The organism is Arenibacter algicola (assembly GCF_000733925.1).
In the GTDB taxonomy this organism is placed as follows: Bacteria; Bacteroidota; Bacteroidia; order Flavobacteriales; family Flavobacteriaceae; genus Arenibacter; species Arenibacter algicola.
The window spans coordinates 430,998-450,180 of sequence record NZ_JPOO01000003.1; the positions used below are offsets into that span (position 1 = coordinate 430,998).

The following is a 19,183-nucleotide window of genomic DNA, read 5'->3' on the forward strand; positions in this document are numbered from 1 at the left end:
TTGTAAAAAAGACTAATGCAAATTATCTAATTCGTATTTCATTTGTCAGAGTCAAATTCTGACAACCTTTCATCCCCCTCCTTGGGAGGGGTTAGGGGAGGTCGGTTCTCATAGGAGAAGCTGTTCAAAACCGTAGCTTTGACCGTGAAGGCTGGTTGGAGTAGTAAAAGTTAGGAAATCTCAATAGTAGCCAAACTAGCGGTAAAAATCCTGATCAATATGTTCTCCAAGGAGGAGGGGGGAAATCATGAATATTGTTGGACCATGGTGAAATCAAGGCCACAATCAACATAATACTAATTTCACCAAGGTTGCAGTCCGTTAAAGCCAGAACCAAGTTAATAATTGATCTATCCGAATTCAAGTGGTTTTTAGGAAGGATAGGACAGGTTCGCGCTAGGATTTTTTTTTAGTGTTAGTTTTTAATGACGATGTTTTTCTAAATGTTGTCTTAGCAAATCCTTGCCATAATCATTGCCATTTGGTGTTCTTACCACAGTGTGGATATGATTTCTTGATGGTTTGCCATCATCAGTATTTGGAACGCCTATTACTCTCTGGTGATCAAATTCAATTAAAAGAACTGGGCTATGAATGCGATAATAGAATACTGCATCCTCAGACGTGTCTCCCACCCAGGAAAACCATGTATTTTCTAGGTGACTTTTTACTTCCTCCATTTTAATCTGTTCATGGCCTTCTCTCATATTACTAATATATTGATAAACCAAATCCAATATTCCCTCCTTGCCTGAAGTTGAAAGGCCAGAAACATTAAGTCCTTCGTAATTAAGATTTAAATTGTCCTTATTTGCCTCTGCAACATTGTTATTATTAATTTTTGACTTAGAAATTGTTGCCTTGATTTGCTCATCAGCCGATAGGGATCGCATAAATGCCAATCCTAAGTTTTGTTCATCCTGAAATAAAGTGTTCCCCTTATATTTACCTGTAGTAGTTATGATAGGTTCTGCACCCATAAATACGGGAGACATTACCACTTGATCACCAAGTACAAAGTAATTAATTACTAAATGATGACCATCCAATTGCCAACCCCAAGGCTCCGTTTCAGATGGTTCTCCCATAACCGTAAAGAAATAAAGTTCTTCGTCATAGTCAGAAGACCCATTATTCAGCTCTTTTAGGGTTTGATCTGTCTTCATTATATCCTTGCTCAACTGTAAGCCTTTGGCACTTAGTGAAACTTGCATTAGACCGTAGGCTTCGTTTTTTTCGTTTGCGGTCATTTCCTTTAAACTAATCCCCTGCCTATCATATATACCATTATCTACATTGCACCATTTTCTCCATTCTTCATCGTTAATATCAAATCTTATGCGCATTAGTTGATCAGTGTTTAAGCTGCTCAAGAATGTCCTGGCTGCGTCGACAATTGGTTTTGTTGTAACACCGGTTACTTGAATGGGAAATAAATTCTCATAGGTTTCATCTTCCGTGAAGATACCTCTATAAGGTTTTTTTAACGCATTAATTTCCATTTCTGCAAAATGTTGTTTCCAATCCTTTGCTTCTGTAGCTTTTGGTTCGTCGCTATTACTTACCTCTTGGCTTGACTTTTGTTTGCACCCAAAAAAAATAACGATCAAGATTATTAATAGTGTTTTTTGCATAATAATAGTTTAATGGGAGGGAATAGCTGTCCATTATATCATAAGGTTATGTCCTAAAATGAACAGCACTATTTGGCCATTGGCAAGGAAAGATATTTAGTACACCAACACGCAATTCTCTAAAGTTAAGGATTTCCGGCTTGCAATGCCTAAAAAGAGCTTAGATAATCTAACCGCACCCGCTGGCTCGAGTGTCTCGCTTGCCTGGCAGCGAGGCAGGCTAGTGTCCACAACCCAAAGATCAACTAATGTAATAATATTCATAAAACTTGTTGCCAATAGGCTAGCTGTTCTCTCGGGTTATAGAAATCTCCTTGGGGAGAGCTAATTAAAATGGTAATAGTACGAGCCTGACGCTCGCACTAGCGGGGGCTGGACAAATGCGAGAAATCTATCTTCAAGGGAATGAAGCCGTAAAACCAATTTTTGAAGAAATGTTGGATCCTTATGAGTATTTGGATGTGAACAATCTAACCATTCAAAACACCAATTTTACCGATCATGATGTTTTTGACTATTATAAGATTCTCGGATTTCAGATAATTCAGGATGGGCTAAACTATAGTACTGTAACCCATCACACCAATATGGATGCTTTGGAATATGTACCTGAACGAGATATGATGATCAACGCAACCGTAATTGCAGTGCTGGTTTATCAGATTGGGGAACTGAATTCCCGTTTGCCCAGAGAAGATTAAAGGATTCTTATTTGTGATGGGGCAAAAACTTGGCGAAATTGGCCTTATATTGATTTGGCTCTTGATTGCACCTAAGTCAAACAATATGCATGAATCCCTCCCCTCCTTGGAGGGGATTGAGGGGTGGGTAAAATGATGACAAAAATTATACCTTATAACCCAGACTTAATTCCTATTGCGAAGAAACTTCGCAAAAACATGACTATGGGCGAAATTGCATTATGGCACGAATTAAAAAACAAAAAACTTGGAGTCAGGTTTAGTCGACAAATACCCATTGATAATTATATAGTAGACTTCTATTGCAAAGAACTTCAGCTTGCACTGGAGGTGGATGGTTCCGTTCACTTTATTGAAGGACAACAAGAAAAAGATACTTATCGCCAAAATCGCTTGGAATATTTAGGGGTATACTTTATTAGATTCAGTGATTTGGATGTGAAGAACAATTTGAACTGGGTACTGGAAGAGATTGAAAAAATGATTTTGAAAATTAAACACACCCCTAACCCCTCCCAAGAGGGGAAAAAATAATTTATATGATATTTCATTTTATCAGCCTGTGGATGTAGTATTCCTAGTCTTGCCCTGCTCGCACGAGCACCATGCCTGCCACAAGGCGGAGCAGGATAATGGCTAAAGTACAAAGCCGCACTATTATTAGGCTTACAATGTTCAACAGATATGTTTATTAACTATATTTAATGGTTATATATCCTTAAATCAAGTATGTATGAAATCAATTTTACATAGCATTTTATTTTCAGTGCTCATACTTTCGTGTTCCTCCCCCAAGAAATCCGATCAACTACTAGTTGTAAATCAACCTGCCGAATTCGAATCCCAAGAAGCAATTTGGCTAATATGGCCATCAACCGATCATAAGGAAGGAGAGTCCGTTGAACAAGTTACTCTTGCCATTGTAGAAGCTTTATTAGGGGATATTGATATAGTGATAACTTGCAAGGACAAAGAACTTTTGGCCCATGCCCAAGAAAACCTAAAGAAGCATTTTGGGGAATTGCCAAAACTTAAACTTCTGGTAGTCCCCTCCATTGAGATCTGGGCACGTGACATGGGCCCTATATTTGTAGAGACCGATCAAAATACTTTGGCCATTGCCGATTTTAATTTTAATTCCTGGGGTTATTCCGATACTTTGAACATAGATACCAAAACAGAGGAATTGTATGACGAACGGGTGGCAAAACATTTTAATCTGCCCGTGATTTCGAGTGCCATGATCAGCGAAGGGGGAAATAGGGAGGTAAATGGAAGAGGTACCCTAATTACAACAGAAGCCGTTGAAATGGACAGAAATCCGCATATGACCAAGGCCGAGATGGAGAGTGAATACAAAAGGCTCCTGGGTGTTAAGAAGATTATCTGGTTGAAGCAGGGTTTGGTGGAAGATGATCATACTTTCCTTGGCCCAATAACCACTTTGGACGGACACAGTGCTTACACAGTAGTTACTACCAATGGTCATGTTGATGAATTTGCCCGATTTGTAAATGATTCCACCATCCTCATGGCAAAGGTAGATAGCGTGGAATATAACGATCCCATAGCATGGGAAAACCATAAACGAATGGAAGAGAATTACAAAATATTGTCAGGATCAACGGATCAGGACGGCAAGCCATTTACCATTATCAGAATGCCTCTTCCTGGAACTATTTTTTCAACCATGAATCCAGGAGACTATGTTTATGAGTACATTAAAACACTCGATTACAGGAACGGCAGTACTTTCCCCAATGGAGAACCCATAAAAGTCATGGCCGCACTCAGCTACCTTAATTTCATAATTACCAACAAGGTGGTTATTGGTCAAAGTTGTTGGCGGGAAGGAATGCCCGATGAACTAAAACTAAAGGATGAAAACGCAGCTCAAATTTTGCAGTCCGTTTTTCCCGATCGAAAAATAATCATGATCGATGCCCTTGCCGTAAATTTAGGTGGTGGAGGCATTCATTGCATCAGTATGCACCAGCCGTTATTTTCTTCCAATTAGAGATAATAAGGTATAAGTTTTCTCATCAGTTTACCCTACACTCAATCCCCTACAGGGAGGGGAATAATTCATGATTATTGTTGGACTTAGGTGAAATCAAAACTCCAATCAAAATAAGTCAGATCTCAGTAAGGATGTATTCAATGAAAGCATGCGGATTTTCCAGTCAACAAACAACGTCCTTCCATTAATTCCGGTTCCCATATGTTAATGTTGAAAGGTGCAGAGAAACTGATTAGCAAATACGAAAAGCACCAACTGGGACATTGAAAAACCAAAAAGGGCTTTCAACTTAAGGGGTGTAGTGTATTGTAAGGATGAGATTTTGCGTAGCGGTCAATGCTATATAGGCATGGACCAGCTTTGAACCTAGAACCTTGAACCTTGAACTCCTTATTCCCAATGCAACTGGACCAGATCATTGGCGGTATTCAGTTTGTTATGAGGGGTAGTCTGTCCATATATTTCCTTCACTATTGCATACAGATCCGGGATCACGGTTTTGGCAATTTTACTATTGTTGCTCAATAGTACACAGATTCCCAGATCGGCTTCCGGATAAATAGCTATTTCATTTCTATAGTTGTTGACACTTCCCCCATGATGCCAAATAGTTTTTTCTTGGTCCGAGTCCTTCTCCATGAATTTATGTATTCTCCAACCATAGCCATAGTAAGATGTTTTATGTCCAGGCCAATGTTGGTAATACTTACTTTCCCCTTTAATTTCTATAAAAGGGGAGAAAGTTTCTGCCAGCGCAGATTTGCTCATTAATTCCGGGTTGTGCCCCAGTAAAAATCGCATCCATTTGGCCATATCAACAGAGCTGGCACTAATACCCCCAGCTGCAATGGCATTGTAATAATTATTTGTAAGTGGCAATGTTTTCCAGCCATTTCTTCTTTTGGAGTGTGGCATGGCCACATTTTCCATAAGCGCCAAGGTTTCATAATCCATGGTGGTTGAACACATACCCAAAGGATTAAAAAAGGTATTGGTCAACACCTCACTTATATCCTGTCCGGTTGCTTTATATATCATTTCCCCACATAGCGCAAACATGGCGTTCTGGTAGCTATACATGGATCCTGGCTCACTTATCGGTGTAATTTCCTTAAAGCGCCGGGCAATATCCTGTAATGGCAAGCCCGCCTCTACAAGGTTGGTATAGCTATGATAAGGTGTGCCAGCGGTGTGCGATAAAATATTGGCAAGGGTAATTTTACTGGTATTGTTGCTATCACCAAATTTAAATTCCGGTATAAAATCACTTACCTTATCCTCCCAATGTAATTTGCCTTCATCCTTTAATTCAGCTGCCAACACCCCTGCAAATCCCTTGGAAAGTGACCCAAGTCTAAAAATAGTCCCGCCATCTACAGGGTAATCACGGTTAATATTTCTTTTGCCATAGCCATCCGACAGTATAATAGAATCATCCTTTACAATACTCACTCCAGCTCCAACAATATCCCCTGCCGAGATCGCATTATCAAAATAGGCATTAATGGCTAATTCCAACTCTTCTTGATGCCTTTTATAAAGTAGCCCCTCCTTGGCGGTCAATGCATCCTTTAAATGATCAATACTTGTAACGGCTACCTCGGACCCTGGATCGGGGGCCGACATAAAGGCGTTTAAAACAAGGGTTACGATTGTAAGGATTAAAAGCGAAATTCCTATTAAGATTTTGCTTCTCTTCATAAGGGGTGCATTTTTTTTTGATGTAATATTTCCTAAATATAGGATGATATACTTAAATAACGGACGAAATGCTCGAATTCTTATAAATATCCCTCTTTTTTAACACTAACATCCAGCTTTTTAAGACTCAATATTAGGAGGTTAGGAAATACTTCCAAAAAGCTTAAAACATTTCCAATAAAAATAAACCATAAACAAGCACATAAATAATTCTATACATTGCAGTGACCAATATTATTTCAAAACCACTTCAATATGAAAAAACACCTATACCATACCACGGTGCAATGGACGGGAAATGAAGGAAAAGGCACTTTAGATCCCAAATCCTATAATAGAAACCATGAAATCTCCTGTCCAGAAAAATATAATGCAATAAGGGGATCGTCAGATGCCGCTTTCTCGGGGGACGGTAAAAGGTATAATCCAGAAGATTTACTGGTTTCCTCCATCTCGGCCTGTCACATGCTTTGGTATCTTCATTTATGTGCAATAAACAAAATAGTAGTTACGGAATATACCGATAAGGCTGTTGGACTAATGCAGGAAACATACAATGGCTGTGGAAGATTTAAGGAAGTTACACTTAACCCTAATATCAAAATAACGGATGCGCAATTGATCCAAAAGGCGATTCAACTTCATTCGGAAGCCAATAAAATGTGCTTCATCTCCAATTCCTGCAATTTCAAAATCAATCATAAACCCACTATTACGGTTGAATAATAATTTCAACTTATATTTGGGAGGCCATGTAAAGACAATATCCGTATGATCAATAGAGTATTTCAACTTACCATAGTTTTATTTTCCATGCTATCCTTGAGTTATGGACAGGACACAAACGAAAGGACCCAATTTTTCCCGAAAGTAGAACTGTCGGTAGAAAATGTTCCAAATAAAGAGAACCTATGGGTTTTTATACTCGCGGGACAATCCAATATGGCCGGAAGAGGACTAGTGGAACCTCAGGATACCGTTCCCAACAATAGAGTTTATACCCTGAACAAACAGGGCAATATCATCTTCGCCAAGGAGCCCCTACATTTTTATGAACCAACAATGGCCGGGTTGGACAGCGGGCTTTCGTTCGGCAAAGCCTTGATCAAACATATTCCTGACAGTATTTCGGTGCTATTAATTCCCACTGCGGTAGGGGGAAGCTCAATTTCACAATGGTTAAACGATTCTATCCATAGAGAGGTTAAACTATTCTCCAATTTCAAACAAAAAGCGGAGTTGGGTATGCGTTTTGGGACAGTAAAAGGAATTCTTTGGCATCAGGGTGAAAGTGATGCCAAAACCAAGGAGGCTCCATTGTACCAAATCAAATTATCGGAGTTGTTCTATCAATTCAGAAAGATAATTGGGAACCAAGAGACAACAGTTGTAATAGGGCAATTGGGCAGTTATTCTACCAATCCATTGTGGTCAAAGATTAATGACCACATTAAATACTATGTATCTACTGATCAATATTCAGGGATGATCAATACGCAGGACCTAAAGGACAAAGGGGATAAGGTGCACTTTAATTCCGAAGCCCAGCGGCTCATGGGTGAAAGATTTGCCAATGAATTTATTAAAATACAGCATTAGCCTATTTTGCATGTGCGTTACTGTATTAAGCATAATACACCGCTACTAGGTATACTGTGATTTACACTGCATTAGTTCTACTTGCCTATATAATGACCATAAACCAATATGGTCAACTTAACCATGCCCTACGTTTTAACCCCAAATATGTGCAACCTCAATCTAAGACGTAAGCACATAAATGGCCCAAGCAAAGCAAAAGGCGCAATAGAGATAAAATAAAAATTCGTTAAATGTAGTATTTTCCTTCATAATATGGGGTTTATATATAAAACCCCATAATCAAGGGAAAAGGATTTTCGTATCCATGTATGGAACAAAATTTCGACAACCTGACCCCAATTCGGATAAAGGGTCAAAATCATCTATGAAAGTAAAATCCTACAAAACCATAAAACCTAGAAAGACAACTGTTTACCGATAATTTATTGATCCGAAACCTCAGAAAAACTACAATTTGACCACACAATTCTGTGCGGCCGATTTGTAGATGGCCTCAACAACACGAATATCCCTCAGTCCTTCTTCCCCTGGGACAATTAAGTCGGTTTTGTCCATAATAGCCATGGCATCCTCATCCATTTGCTTGGCCTGCTGGTTGGGGATGGAAAATTTAATAATCGTTCCATCGGACATACTTCCATTATTGCCATTATAGGAGCTGTGTGGTTCCATTTTCAACCAACCTTTTTCATAATTGACCTGAAGATGGTTCATATTTATACCAAAACTGGTCTGGCAGGATGCTAGGGCGCCACTGGGAAATTCCAGTTGAAACATCATGGTTTCCTCTACTTCGTGATAAATTTCTGGTCGGGTAGTGGAGGCCTGCGCCAGTACCGAAATCGGTTCTTCCCCGGTAGCCAATCGGGCACCTTGTAATGCATAAACACCCATATCGCCCATGGCACCACCCCCTAATTTTTTATTTTGCTTCCAATGGTTGGTCCGGCCGTCAAAATATCCCGCGGCAGAAGTCACCATCCGTACTTTCCCAAAAGGTCTTTCCTTGCCCACTTTCATATAGGCTTGAATATTTGGGTCGTGCTGACAACGGTACCCGATAGCAAGTTTTACCTTATTATCTTTACAGGCCTTGATCATTGCCTCACAATCGGCTACAGAGGGTGCCATTGGTTTTTCACACCAAACATGCTTACCCGCCTTGGCCGCCCTAATCGTATACTCTGCATGCATGGAAGGAGGCAGAACCACGTATACAACATCTATATCTGGGTTATTGGCAATGGTATCAAAATTTTTGTAATTGTAAACGTTCTTGTCCTTAATCCCATATTTTTCCTGCCAGATCGGAATTTTTTCAGGACTACCGGTGACTATACCCCTTAATTCGCAGTTATTGGTCAATTGTAGGGCAAGTGCAAGAAGATCTGTACTATAATAGCCCAATCCAACAAGGGCTACCCCTAATTTTTTCTTTTGTGCCTTGGTTGAAGACAGTAGTATTTGAGGAGTAAATGCGCTTGCTGCTGCAATTAATCCTGCTTTTTGAATAAATATTCTCCTTTGTTTTTCCATGGTTCTAATTTGAAGGAGAAAATACCACAAAAAAATTAAAATTCCATGAAAATATGTGAAGCTTTTAAATCAGAAAAAGTACTCTACTAATATAGTGATTGCATACCCGCTTTCTGGATCATTCCCAAAAACTGACCGTGAATTGGAAAAGTCGGAAAGATGAACCTATGAAAACACCCTTATTCCTTTTTCTGAAGGTTTTGGACCAGTAGATCCTTTAAAACATATGCAGCTACAAGAATAAAGCCCGTTATCAGGGTTGGGGTAGCATATTCCCATTCCAATATTTTGGTCAGGCTTCCAATAATTATGGCCAATATGCCAATGATCATCATTGTATTCCACATAAAATATGCAATATCACTCCTATTGTCGTCCTTGTCGTCAATGAGATATGTTGTGCCTTCCATGATGATCCAAATTATGAACGCCAAGCTACCTATAACCTGAAAAAAATCATTGTGGGATATGTCCAGTATTTTGAAAATTCCATTTAAAGACCAAGAGGTAACTAAAATTAATTTGTTGTACTGCAGAAATCCTTTTTTTGTTTTTTTCCAAAATCGCCAAGCGTACAATACACCTATAGCGGCAAGAGAAATTAATATTATAGGATTAGCGACGGTCGTAAAATGTAAAATTTTACAAAGAAAGCCTAGTACAAGGAGGGAAATGGCAATTCTTAAAGGTGTTCTCAAAATCTTCTTTTCTGTTTCCATAAAATTGTTTTTAAGATTCATGGCATTTCAGTTTTGGTTTTGCTGAATTGCTTTGTCCTTTCTTCAATAGACATTTCCCTATGGTATCACTAACTACAGCACCTTGATATTGGCCTTTAGCCCTTCCATTATTCCTAATATATTATCTACCGTTTCTTTTAAATAATATTTAATGAGTACGTGGGGGATACGAATGGTGGTAAATCCATTTCTAAACGAATGCATGGCTTCTTCCAAATCGTTGATGGCTTGTTCGTGGGTTATAGAATGGTATTCCGTATCGATTTCTATATTAAGTTTTACCCTAGATATAGCAATATCCACTGATTTTTTTCCATCCCACCATTCCAGCATTGGATTTACACCTGCATTTTTTAAACCATAATATAATTGTATGGCTTCTTTGGGGGTCCTTTTAAGTTTGATCAGCTTTTCCATGCGATCTTTGTGCTTCGCACAAAGCTCTAATCCTAAGAGATCCATCGCACTTTTGTGGTCAAGATAATCAAGCTCTTTGTTACAATCTAAACATGTCATTCAAGTAGGTTAAAAATTTAATTTGGGACTATTATAACCGTAATATTTTTGGATTATTATGTGGGGGTTATGCAAAAAGGCCATCTTTTAGACGAACTGCAACTTTTTAGATGAACTGCCTACTTTTCAAACCACATGGCCTTTAAAAAACAAATATTCTTCCGCATTTTAGAATATCCCTATATATTTACATATTCGCTATTTCAAACCTAAAGAATGGACTGTAGAACAATGCTTAAAACAATAGCCACGATTTTTATCTTTTTTATTATTCTTTTGGGCTGTAAGGACAGTCAAAATACAAAGCCCAAAGTTGTGATATCCTCTGCACTGCCAGAACTGACCTTTAATGAAGCCAATCGACTTGTACGCCTGCCATTGGAATGCCTACAAACGGAATACCCCAACAAATTAAATCAGTCTCTTCAGGATTCGACCCATTTGGGCAGTCCTAAACAATTGCACCCGGCATTTTATGGTTGTTATGATTGGCATTCCTCTGTTCACGGTCACTGGTCCTTGGTTTCGCTATTAAAACAGTTCCCTAGTTTAAATCAGGCTTCCACAATTCGTAATAAATTGGTGGAAAATATTTCCAAGGAAAATATATTGGCAGAGATGGACTATTTTAATATGGTAGGAAATAAGTCATATGAACGGACTTATGGATGGGCCTGGATCCTGAAATTGGCCGAAGAGCTTCATACATGGCAGGACCCCTTGGCCCGTGACCTTGAGGTTAATTTACAGCCGTTGACAAACTATATAGTAGAAGCCTACATAGAATTTTTGCCAAAATTAAATTATCCCATTAGGGTGGGGGAGCATACCAATACCGCATTTGGACTTTCCTTGGCTTGGGACTATGCGGTTGTTCTTGAGGACGAGGCCTTAAAAATTGCTATTACCTCCAGTGTTGCACGCTTTTATGAAAACGATGCAGATTGTCCCATAATCTGGGAGCCCAGTGGATTCGATTTTTTGTCGCCCTGTCTGGAGGAAGCCAATCTGGTGAGAAAAATTTATGGCCCAGAAAAGTTTAAAAAATGGCTGGATAAATTCCTGCCCCAATTGGCAGATCCCCAATTTAATCTGGAACCTGGAAAAGTGTCGGATAGAACAGATGGAAAATTAGTTCATTTGGATGGTCTCAATTTTAGTAGGGCTTGGTGTTTGTACGGTATTGCGGAGACACTTCCCCAATACTCCCATTTAAAACAAATTGCCACTGAGCATATTAATTACTCCCTCCCCAGTATTGTTGATGATAATTACAGTGGTACCCATTGGTTGGGAAGCTTTGCCTTATACGCCTTAAATACAGCCCAATAGAATGAAATGGAAAATGGGGCCAGGAGTTTTGGTAGCGGCAGCCTTTATAGGTCCCGGTACCGTTACTGTGTGTTCCATTGCCGGTGTAAAATATGGATATTTACTTCTTTGGGCCCTGTTGCTGTCCGTATTGGCCACCGTGATATTACAGGAAATGGCTGCGAGATTGGGAATCGTCACCCAAAAGGGATTGGCCCATGTTATAAAAGAAGAGATAGGTGTCCGCTGGATTAAGATTTTGGTACTGGGCCTTATCTTATCGGCAATCGTTGTAGGTAATGCAGCTTATGAAGGAGGCAATATAGGTGGTGCTTCCTTGGGATTAGAGGCTATATTTGGGCAAGAACATCTAAGTTTTTATCCTTGGGTAGTGGGAAGTTTTGCATTTCTACTTCTGTTTTTTGGTAATTATAAGGTTTTGGAAAAGGTGCTGGTTTCTCTGGTAATGGTCATGAGCATATCCTTCTTATTAACGGCCATAATTACAAAACCGAATATTTCGGCCATATTGCAAGGTCTTATTATCCCCAAAACTCCAGATGGAAGTATTTTGACCATTATTGCGCTGGTAGGCACTACGGTAGTACCCTATAATTTATTCCTACATACCTCACTGGTAAGTGAAAAATGGAAATCCAAGGAGAATTTGAAGGAAGCCCGTAGGGATACCGTCTTATCCATTTTACTGGGAGGTATGGTTTCCATGGCCATAGTGGTTACTGCAACTGCCATACCGTCCGGCGAAATAAGTAATATTATGGATATGACCAAAGGCCTGGAACCACTTTACGGGGAAAGTGCTAAATATTTTATGGGAATTGGACTTTTTGCGGCCGGGATAACCTCTGCCATTACGGCACCCTTAGCCGCTGCCTATGTGGCCAGTAGCTGTTTTGGATGGGGCACCACTATGAATAACTTAGGCTTCAAAATGGTCTGGATGATCATTCTATTGGTAGGTGTCCTGTTTATGTCCGTAGGAATAAAACCTTTGGAGATTATTAAATTTGCCCAGATAACCAATGGGATGCTATTGCCAATTATCGCTATTTTTCTATTATGGATCGTTAACAGGAAAACAGTCATGCTGGAATATCAAAATACCAAATTTCAAAATATATTGGGGATTATCATTATAATTTTGTCCATTATTCTGGGGGCAAAGAGTATATTAACTGTTTTTGGGCTATTTTAAGGATATGATCAATATTGATATAAATTGTGATATAGGGGAGGGTGTAGACAATGAAGAAGAGCTATTGCCCTTAATTACCTCCTGTAATATTGCCTGTGGTGGCCATGCCGGGGATGCCGATACCATGATGAAGGTAGCCTTATTGGCCAAAGAACACAAGGTGCTGATAGGAGCACATCCATCATATCCGGATAGGGCGAATTTTGGAAGAACCAGCATCAAAATGGCTAAGGATGAGTTAAAAAAAAGTATTCTTGTCCAAATAGAGGATTTGAACGCTGTCCTCATAACTTTAGGTATTTCGCTGAACCATATAAAACCCCATGGTGCCCTATACAATGACGTGGCCAAGGACAGGGAATTGGCATTGGTGTTTTTGGATAGTATTTCAAAATATAAGAAGGAGGTATTTTTGTTTGTGCCCTATGATTCCAAAATAGCGGAGGAGGCTCTGCGTTTGGGATTTCGAATAAAATATGAGGCGTTTGCCGATCGCAATTATAATGAAGACCTCTCCCTAGTGTCCCGAAAAGACCCTAAGGCCTTGATACAAGAACCCAAAGAAGTTATGGATCATTTGCTCCATATGGTTACAAAAGGTGCGGTTTTGACCCTTTCTGGGAAGGCCGTAAAAACCCAAGCGGACACCTATTGTATTCACGGGGATTCTCCTTCAACATTGCAAATATTAGTGTATCTTTCCAAACATTTACCAGAAAACCAAATCTTAATAAAAAAGTGAGTAGTTTCAAAATTTCTGTAAGGCAATTTGGTGTCCACGCCATATTGGTGGAATGGCCCAATAGGGTGGAAGAATCCATATTGGACGAGATTCTCCAATTCATTCAGTACTTAAAAAAAAATCAGCTGGATGAAAAGGAGTGGGAGTTTATTCCTGCCTATAATTCACTTACTTTGATATGTAAGGACACCGTCCTAGATTTCGATTATTTAAAACCAAAGATAAAGGAGTGGTATGCTATAAAAGGAAAGATAGAACCTGCCACCAGGTATCTTTGGCGATTACCAGTATGTTATGATCTTGAATTCGGGCTGGATCTCGAGGAGATTTCCGTGGAATTGGGCCTGTCAGTGGAACGTATCACCGAATTGCACTCAAAGAGTATTTATACTGTCTATGGTATCGGATTCTTACCAGGGTTTATGTATTTGGGAGGCGTGCCAGAAGTTCTGGAGGTTCCGCGTAAATCCACCCCCAGACCTAAAGTACTAAAAGGCTCGGTTGGACTAGCCGCAAAACTAACGGGAATTTACCCCCAGGATTCACCAGGAGGATGGAACATAATTGGGAAATGTCCCGTACCTATGTTCGACGTTAAAAAGGAAAATCCCTGTTTTGTCCAAGTGGGGGATAAAATACAATTTTACCCTATTTCAATGGCAGAATACCAATTGCACAAGATTGAAGGTGAGGTAGGGATTTATAACTTAGAAAAAAAAGTGCTGGATGCTTAACATTATAAAATCGGGCTTTTTCACCACAGTTCAGGATACCGGTAGATTTGGGTACAGGGATAAAGGTGTTCCAGTTTCAGGAGTTATGGACTCATTCTCTGTCTCCAAGGTAAATACTTTGCTGGAAAACGACGAAAACAGTGCCGTATTGGAAATAACCATGACCGGACCAACATTGGAATTTGAACAAGATACCTATATTGTTTTGGGAGGGGCGGAAATGTCGGTAACTCTTAACGATATTACCATAGAAAACTACAAAGTCTATAAAGTAAATGCAGGTGACATCTTAACCTATGGCAAATTATTAAAAGGATTCAGGGCGTATTTGGGGATTAAGGACGGATTCAACACTGCATCGGTATTGGGAAGTAGATCCTATTATAAACCAATTACGGAGAGGGATTCCATTAAGAAAATGTCCAGTCTTCCGTATACCGAGTGTAAACTGTTCAGTCCCAAAATTTCGAAACTTAAAGTAGACTCCGTTTTGGACAAAACCGAATTGGAAGTATATAAGGGCCCTGAATATAAGCTATTGACCGATAAACAATTGGCCCAATTATTTTACAGGGAATTTACGGTGGCTAATGAGAATAACCGAATGGCATATCAGCTCAATGAGATAATTGAGGGCAATAAAGTATCCATGTTAACCTCGGCAACCCTGCCTGGAACTATACAACTGACTCCTGCTGGAAAATTGATCATTTTAATGAAAGATGGTCAGACCACAGGTGGCTATCCAAGAATATTACAGTTGTCGGACATGGCCATGTCCATTTTGGCGCAAAAAAGATCTGGAAACCATATTAGTTTTAAACTAAGGTAGGCGACGGAAATTTATTTCTTTGTCAATTAAATTTTAATACTTAATTTTACAGTAATGAAAATAAATAGAAGCATAATCAAATTGGTCATTATCGTCCCATAACTGGGATGATACGGATTTCTATTTATTAAAAAGCCTGTATCAGATATATTTGATACAGGCTTTTTTTTTAGGTTTAGCAGAACTAAAGTTAGGAATTAAGTTCTTTATTAAGTCACCACCCAAAGGTTTATCAAAGAATAAAAACCTACTGAATATGATATGGTTTATGTATATAAACACCTGATTATTAGATGGTTAAAATTAAATCGTTATTATTGAATTTAAATCAAACTTTTATGTTAAAAATCTAAGGGTTTTTAAACTTTTATCTTTGGTAGTCGTAGTTTATATAGAATAGTATTAAAATACAAAGTATACAAATTAATGGAATTAAATAAATTTAGCAAAAACGTTACCCAGGACCCCACACAACCTGCCGCACAGGCTATGTTATACGCCATAGGACTGGAAGAAGAAGATCTAAAAAAACCTTTGATCGGAATCGGTAGTACAGGTTATGAGGGCAATCCTTGTAACATGCACTTAAATGATCTGGCTCAAGAAGTAAAATTGGGAACCGAAAAAGGGGGCTTGGTTGGACTTGTGTTCAATACTATAGGTGTCAGTGATGGTATTTCAATGGGTACTTATGGTATGAGATACTCATTGCCTTCTAGGGATATTATTGCGGATTCTATGGAAACTGTGGTACAAGCTATGAACTATGACGGACTTGTAACTGTTGTAGGTTGCGACAAAAATATGCCTGGAGCCCTTATGGCCATGATAAGATTAAACAGACCTTCTGTTTTGGTTTATGGTGGTACAATTGCCTCTGGCTGTTTTAAGGACAAAAAATTGGACATTGTTTCGGCCTTTGAGGCTTGGGGCGAAAAGGTAGCCGGAACCATGAACGAGGAGGATTACAAAGGAGTAATTCAGAACGCATGCCCGGGAGCAGGTGCCTGTGGTGGTATGTACACCGCCAATACCATGGCTTCCGCTATTGAAGCTTTGGGAATGGCCTTGCCTTACAATTCTTCAAACCCAGCTATTGGTAAGGAAAAGAAACAAGATGCCATTAGCGCTGGTTTTGCATTAAGGCATCTATTGGAAAACGATATAAAGCCCAGCGATATCATTACAAGAAAATCTTTTGAAAATGCAGTGCGCTTGCTTACCCTCTTAGGAGGATCCACCAACGCCGTACTACACTTTTTGGCCATAGCAAAAGCAGCAAATGTTGATTTTACTTTGGACGACTTTCAGAAAATTAGTGATAGCACCCCGTTCTTGGCAGATTTGAAACCTAGTGGCAAATACCTAATGGAAGATCTACATCGTGTTGGTGGTACCCCTGCAGTGATGAAATTTATGTTGGAAAACGGTATGTTACACGGCGATTGTATGACCATAACCGGTAAAACCGTTGCCGAAAACCTTGCAGAGGTTCCAAGTTTAAAAGAAGGCCAGCAGATTATTAAACCGTTGAACGCTCCGATCAAGGAATCAGGACATTTAAGAATCCTTTACGGGAATCTTGCAGAAGACGGTGCCGTAGCTAAGATTACAGGTAAAGAAGGATTGCACTTTACCGGTCCCGCAAAAGTTTTTGATGATGAGTTTTTGGCAAATGCCGGTATTGGCAAAGGATTGGTGAAAAAAGGAGACGTTGTGGTTATTAGGTATGAGGGGCCAAAAGGTGGTCCGGGAATGCCAGAGATGTTGAAACCTACTGCTGCCATTATGGGGGCCGGACTAGGGAAGGACGTAGCCTTGATTACAGATGGTCGCTTTTCGGGGGGTACACACGGCTTTGTTGTTGGTCACGTATGCCCAGAAGCCCAAGATGGTGGAACTATCGCCCTCTTGCAAGATGGGGATGTCATCACTATTGATGCCGAAAAAAATAGTATCTCAGTGGCCTTGTCAGAAGAAGAGATTAAAACGCGTAGGGCAAACTGGGTTCAACCGCCCCTAAAGGTTAAAAAAGGAAGTCTTTACAAATATGCGAAAACGGTATCCTCGGCCTCACAAGGTTGCGTAACCGATGAAATATAATATTAAAGGGGTTTACACCCAGTATGTTAACCGATTAGGTCTACAATTATGGAAACATTGAAAAAGGAAAAAACAGCATCAACTAAGCAGATCACGAAGAGAATAAGTGGTGCGGAGGCTATAATCCATTGCCTATTGGCTGAGGGTGTAGACTTGATTTATGGATATCCTGGCGGAGCCATAATGCCACTGTATGATGAATTATACAAGTTTCAGGATAAACTTACCCATATTCTAACAAGACATGAGCAGGGAGCAACCCACGCTGCACAGGGCTATGCCAGAGTAACCGGAAAAGTTGGTGTAGCAGTGGCCACCTCAGGCCCAGGGGCTACCAATTTGATTACCGGTATTGCCGACGCCCAGATAGATTCTACACCCATGGTCTGCATTACAGGCCAGGTAGCTAGACATTTGTTGGGTTCCGATGCTTTTCAGGAAACCGATATTATCGGAATTTCCACACCTGTAACCAAATGGAACTGTCAGGTTACCAAAGCTTCTGAAATTCCTGAAGTCTTGGCCAAGGCGTTCTATATTGCCAGATCGGGCAGGCCAGGACCCGTATTGGTGGATATTACCAAAAATGCACAAATTGATGAGTTCGACTTTTCATACGAGCATTGTGCCGGGGTACGTAGTTACAACCCTTACCCTAAACCAGACATAAAGGCCATTGAGGAAGCGGCCAATTTAATCAACGCTGCCAAGAAACCTTTTATAGTTTTTGGACAGGGAGTAATTTTAGGAGAAGCCGAGGAACAACTAAAAACCTTGGTCGAGAAGGCTGGTATTCCTGCTGCTTGGACCATACTTGGACTTTCGGCCATGGATACGGAACATCCATTAAATGTTGGAATGGTAGGGATGCACGGTAATTACGGACCCAATTTATTGACCAATGAGTGCGATGTACTCATTGCCATAGGTATGCGCTTTGACGATAGGGTAACCGGAAGTTTGGACACCTACGCCAAACAGGCAAAAATTATCCATTTCGATATAGATCCGGCCGAAATAAATAAAAACGTTAAGGCAGATGTAGCCGTATTGGGCGATTCCAAGGTTACCTTGGACCTATTGCTGCCAATGATCAAGACCAACACTCATGAATCTTGGCACAATGAGTTTAAGAAAAAATATGAGATAGAGTTTGACCAGATCATTAAAAATGATGTTTATCCTACCAAGGACAGACTTACCATGGCAGAAGTTATTGAGGAAATCAATATAGCCAGTGGTCATAAAGCCATAATAGTTTCGGACGTTGGGCAGCATCAAATGATTGCCTGTAGATACGCTAAATTTAAACAGACCAAAAGTAATGTTACCTCAGGTGGACTGGGAACTATGGGCTTCGCCTTACCAGCGGCTATCGGAGCCAAAATGGGAGCAATGGATAGGGAAGTAGTTGCCATTATTGGTGATGGCGGATACCAAATGACCATTCAGGAATTGGGGACTATCTTCCAGAACAAGACCCCTGTTAAGATAGTCGTACTAAATAACGATCATTTGGGAATGGTACGCCAATGGCAGGAACTTTTCTTTGAAAGTAGATATGCCTCTACCGTCATGGTAAATCCTGACTTTGTAAAAATTGCGGAAGGTTACCATATTCAATCAAAGCGCATAAGCGAGAGAAAGGATTTAAAGGCTACCATTAAAGAAATGTTGGCCTCCAAGGATGCTTACTTCTTGGAAGTTAAAGTAGAAAAAGAGGACAATGTTTTTCCTATGATTCCTTCTGGGGCATCAGTATCGGATATACGTTTGAAATAAAATAATTATTAAT

17 protein-coding genes are annotated in these 19,183 nt (G+C 39.8%); 12 read left to right on the plus strand and 5 right to left on the minus strand.

Annotated features, from left to right (window positions below):
- Positions 1 to 422 precede the first annotated feature (422 nt).
- Positions 423 to 1,634, minus strand: coding sequence for a DUF3500 domain-containing protein (locus U735_RS0112030; protein ID WP_034248459.1), 1,212 nt, complete (start codon positions 1,632 to 1,634; stop codon positions 423 to 425).
- Positions 1,635 to 2,014: 380 nt separating this feature from the next.
- Between U735_RS0112030 and U735_RS0112035 the strand changes: the two genes are divergently transcribed.
- The 3 genes from U735_RS0112035 (at position 2,015) to U735_RS0112050 (ending at position 4,352) form a co-directional block, all read left to right on the plus strand.
- Positions 2,015 to 2,335: a zinc-binding metallopeptidase family protein gene (locus U735_RS0112035; protein ID WP_031444052.1), complete on the plus strand. Its 321-nt coding sequence runs from the start codon at positions 2,015 to 2,017 to the stop codon at positions 2,333 to 2,335.
- Positions 2,336 to 2,470: 135 nt separating this feature from the next.
- Positions 2,471 to 2,869 carry an endonuclease domain-containing protein gene (locus tag U735_RS0112045; protein ID WP_031444053.1) on the plus strand — a complete coding sequence of 133 codons (399 nt, stop codon included), beginning with the start codon at positions 2,471 to 2,473 and terminating at the stop codon, positions 2,867 to 2,869.
- A gap of 199 nt (positions 2,870 to 3,068) precedes the next feature.
- The gene (locus U735_RS0112050) at positions 3,069 to 4,352 is read left to right on the plus strand and encodes an agmatine deiminase family protein (RefSeq protein WP_034248461.1); all 1,284 of its coding nucleotides are present in this window, start codon (positions 3,069 to 3,071) and stop codon (positions 4,350 to 4,352) included.
- A 393-nt stretch (positions 4,353 to 4,745) separates the two neighbouring features.
- On the opposite strand, the gene U735_RS0112055 is transcribed toward U735_RS0112050, so the two are convergent.
- Positions 4,746 to 6,056: a serine hydrolase domain-containing protein gene (locus tag U735_RS0112055; RefSeq protein WP_034248463.1), complete on the minus strand. Its 1,311-nt coding sequence runs from the start codon at positions 6,054 to 6,056 to the stop codon at positions 4,746 to 4,748.
- A 255-nt stretch (positions 6,057 to 6,311) separates the two neighbouring features.
- Here U735_RS0112055 and U735_RS0112060 point away from each other — a divergent pair, with 255 nt between their 5' ends.
- Both U735_RS0112060 and U735_RS0112065 read left to right on the plus strand, forming a co-directional pair.
- The gene (locus U735_RS0112060; protein ID WP_031444056.1) at positions 6,312 to 6,782 is read left to right on the plus strand and encodes an OsmC family protein; all 471 of its coding nucleotides are present in this window, start codon (positions 6,312 to 6,314) and stop codon (positions 6,780 to 6,782) included.
- A gap of 45 nt (positions 6,783 to 6,827) precedes the next feature.
- Positions 6,828 to 7,655, plus strand: coding sequence for a sialate O-acetylesterase (locus U735_RS0112065; protein WP_198036654.1), 828 nt, complete (start codon positions 6,828 to 6,830; stop codon positions 7,653 to 7,655).
- A 450-nt stretch (positions 7,656 to 8,105) separates the two neighbouring features.
- On the opposite strand, the gene U735_RS0112070 is transcribed toward U735_RS0112065, so the two are convergent.
- The 3 genes from U735_RS0112070 to U735_RS0112080 form a co-directional block, all read right to left on the minus strand.
- Entirely contained in the window at positions 8,106 to 9,194 is a 1,089-nt protein-coding gene (locus U735_RS0112070) for a Gfo/Idh/MocA family protein (protein WP_031444058.1), read from the minus strand.
- 179 nt (positions 9,195 to 9,373) lie between these two features.
- Positions 9,374 to 9,913, minus strand: a complete 540-nt coding sequence (locus U735_RS0112075) for a hypothetical protein (RefSeq protein WP_093979816.1) — start codon at positions 9,911 to 9,913, stop codon at positions 9,374 to 9,376.
- A 93-nt stretch (positions 9,914 to 10,006) separates the two neighbouring features.
- Complete coding sequence (locus tag U735_RS0112080) at positions 10,007 to 10,351, minus strand: hypothetical protein (RefSeq protein WP_316933016.1); 345 nt, start codon at positions 10,349 to 10,351, stop codon at positions 10,007 to 10,009.
- Positions 10,352 to 10,666: 315 nt separating this feature from the next.
- Here U735_RS0112080 and U735_RS0112085 point away from each other — a divergent pair, with 315 nt between their 5' ends.
- The 7 genes from U735_RS0112085 (at position 10,667) to ilvB (ending at position 19,170) form a co-directional block, all read left to right on the plus strand.
- Entirely contained in the window at positions 10,667 to 11,782 is a 1,116-nt protein-coding gene (locus U735_RS0112085; RefSeq protein WP_232233259.1) for a DUF2891 domain-containing protein, read from the plus strand.
- A gap of 1 nt (position 11,783) precedes the next feature.
- The gene (locus U735_RS0112090; protein WP_031444062.1) at positions 11,784 to 12,977 is read left to right on the plus strand and encodes an Nramp family divalent metal transporter; all 1,194 of its coding nucleotides are present in this window, start codon (positions 11,784 to 11,786) and stop codon (positions 12,975 to 12,977) included.
- Between the two features lie 4 nt (positions 12,978 to 12,981).
- On the plus strand, positions 12,982 to 13,719 hold the full coding sequence (pxpA, locus tag U735_RS0112095; RefSeq protein WP_031444063.1) for a 5-oxoprolinase subunit PxpA: 738 nt from the start codon (positions 12,982 to 12,984) through the stop codon (positions 13,717 to 13,719).
- Entirely contained in the window at positions 13,716 to 14,453 is a 738-nt protein-coding gene (gene pxpB / locus U735_RS0112100; RefSeq protein WP_031444064.1) for a 5-oxoprolinase subunit PxpB, read from the plus strand. Before pxpA ends, pxpB begins: the two co-directional genes overlap by 4 nt.
- Positions 14,446 to 15,285: a 5-oxoprolinase subunit C family protein gene (locus tag U735_RS0112105; protein ID WP_031444065.1), complete on the plus strand. Its 840-nt coding sequence runs from the start codon at positions 14,446 to 14,448 to the stop codon at positions 15,283 to 15,285. The genes pxpB and U735_RS0112105 overlap by 8 nt, the downstream gene beginning before the upstream one ends.
- Before the next feature lie 426 nt (positions 15,286 to 15,711).
- Positions 15,712 to 17,388, plus strand: coding sequence for a dihydroxy-acid dehydratase (gene ilvD / locus U735_RS0112110; protein WP_031444066.1), 1,677 nt, complete (start codon positions 15,712 to 15,714; stop codon positions 17,386 to 17,388).
- A 48-nt stretch (positions 17,389 to 17,436) separates the two neighbouring features.
- Positions 17,437 to 19,170, plus strand: coding sequence for a biosynthetic-type acetolactate synthase large subunit (gene ilvB, locus U735_RS0112115; RefSeq protein ID WP_031444067.1), 1,734 nt, complete (start codon positions 17,437 to 17,439; stop codon positions 19,168 to 19,170).
- Positions 19,171 to 19,183 lie beyond the last annotated feature (13 nt).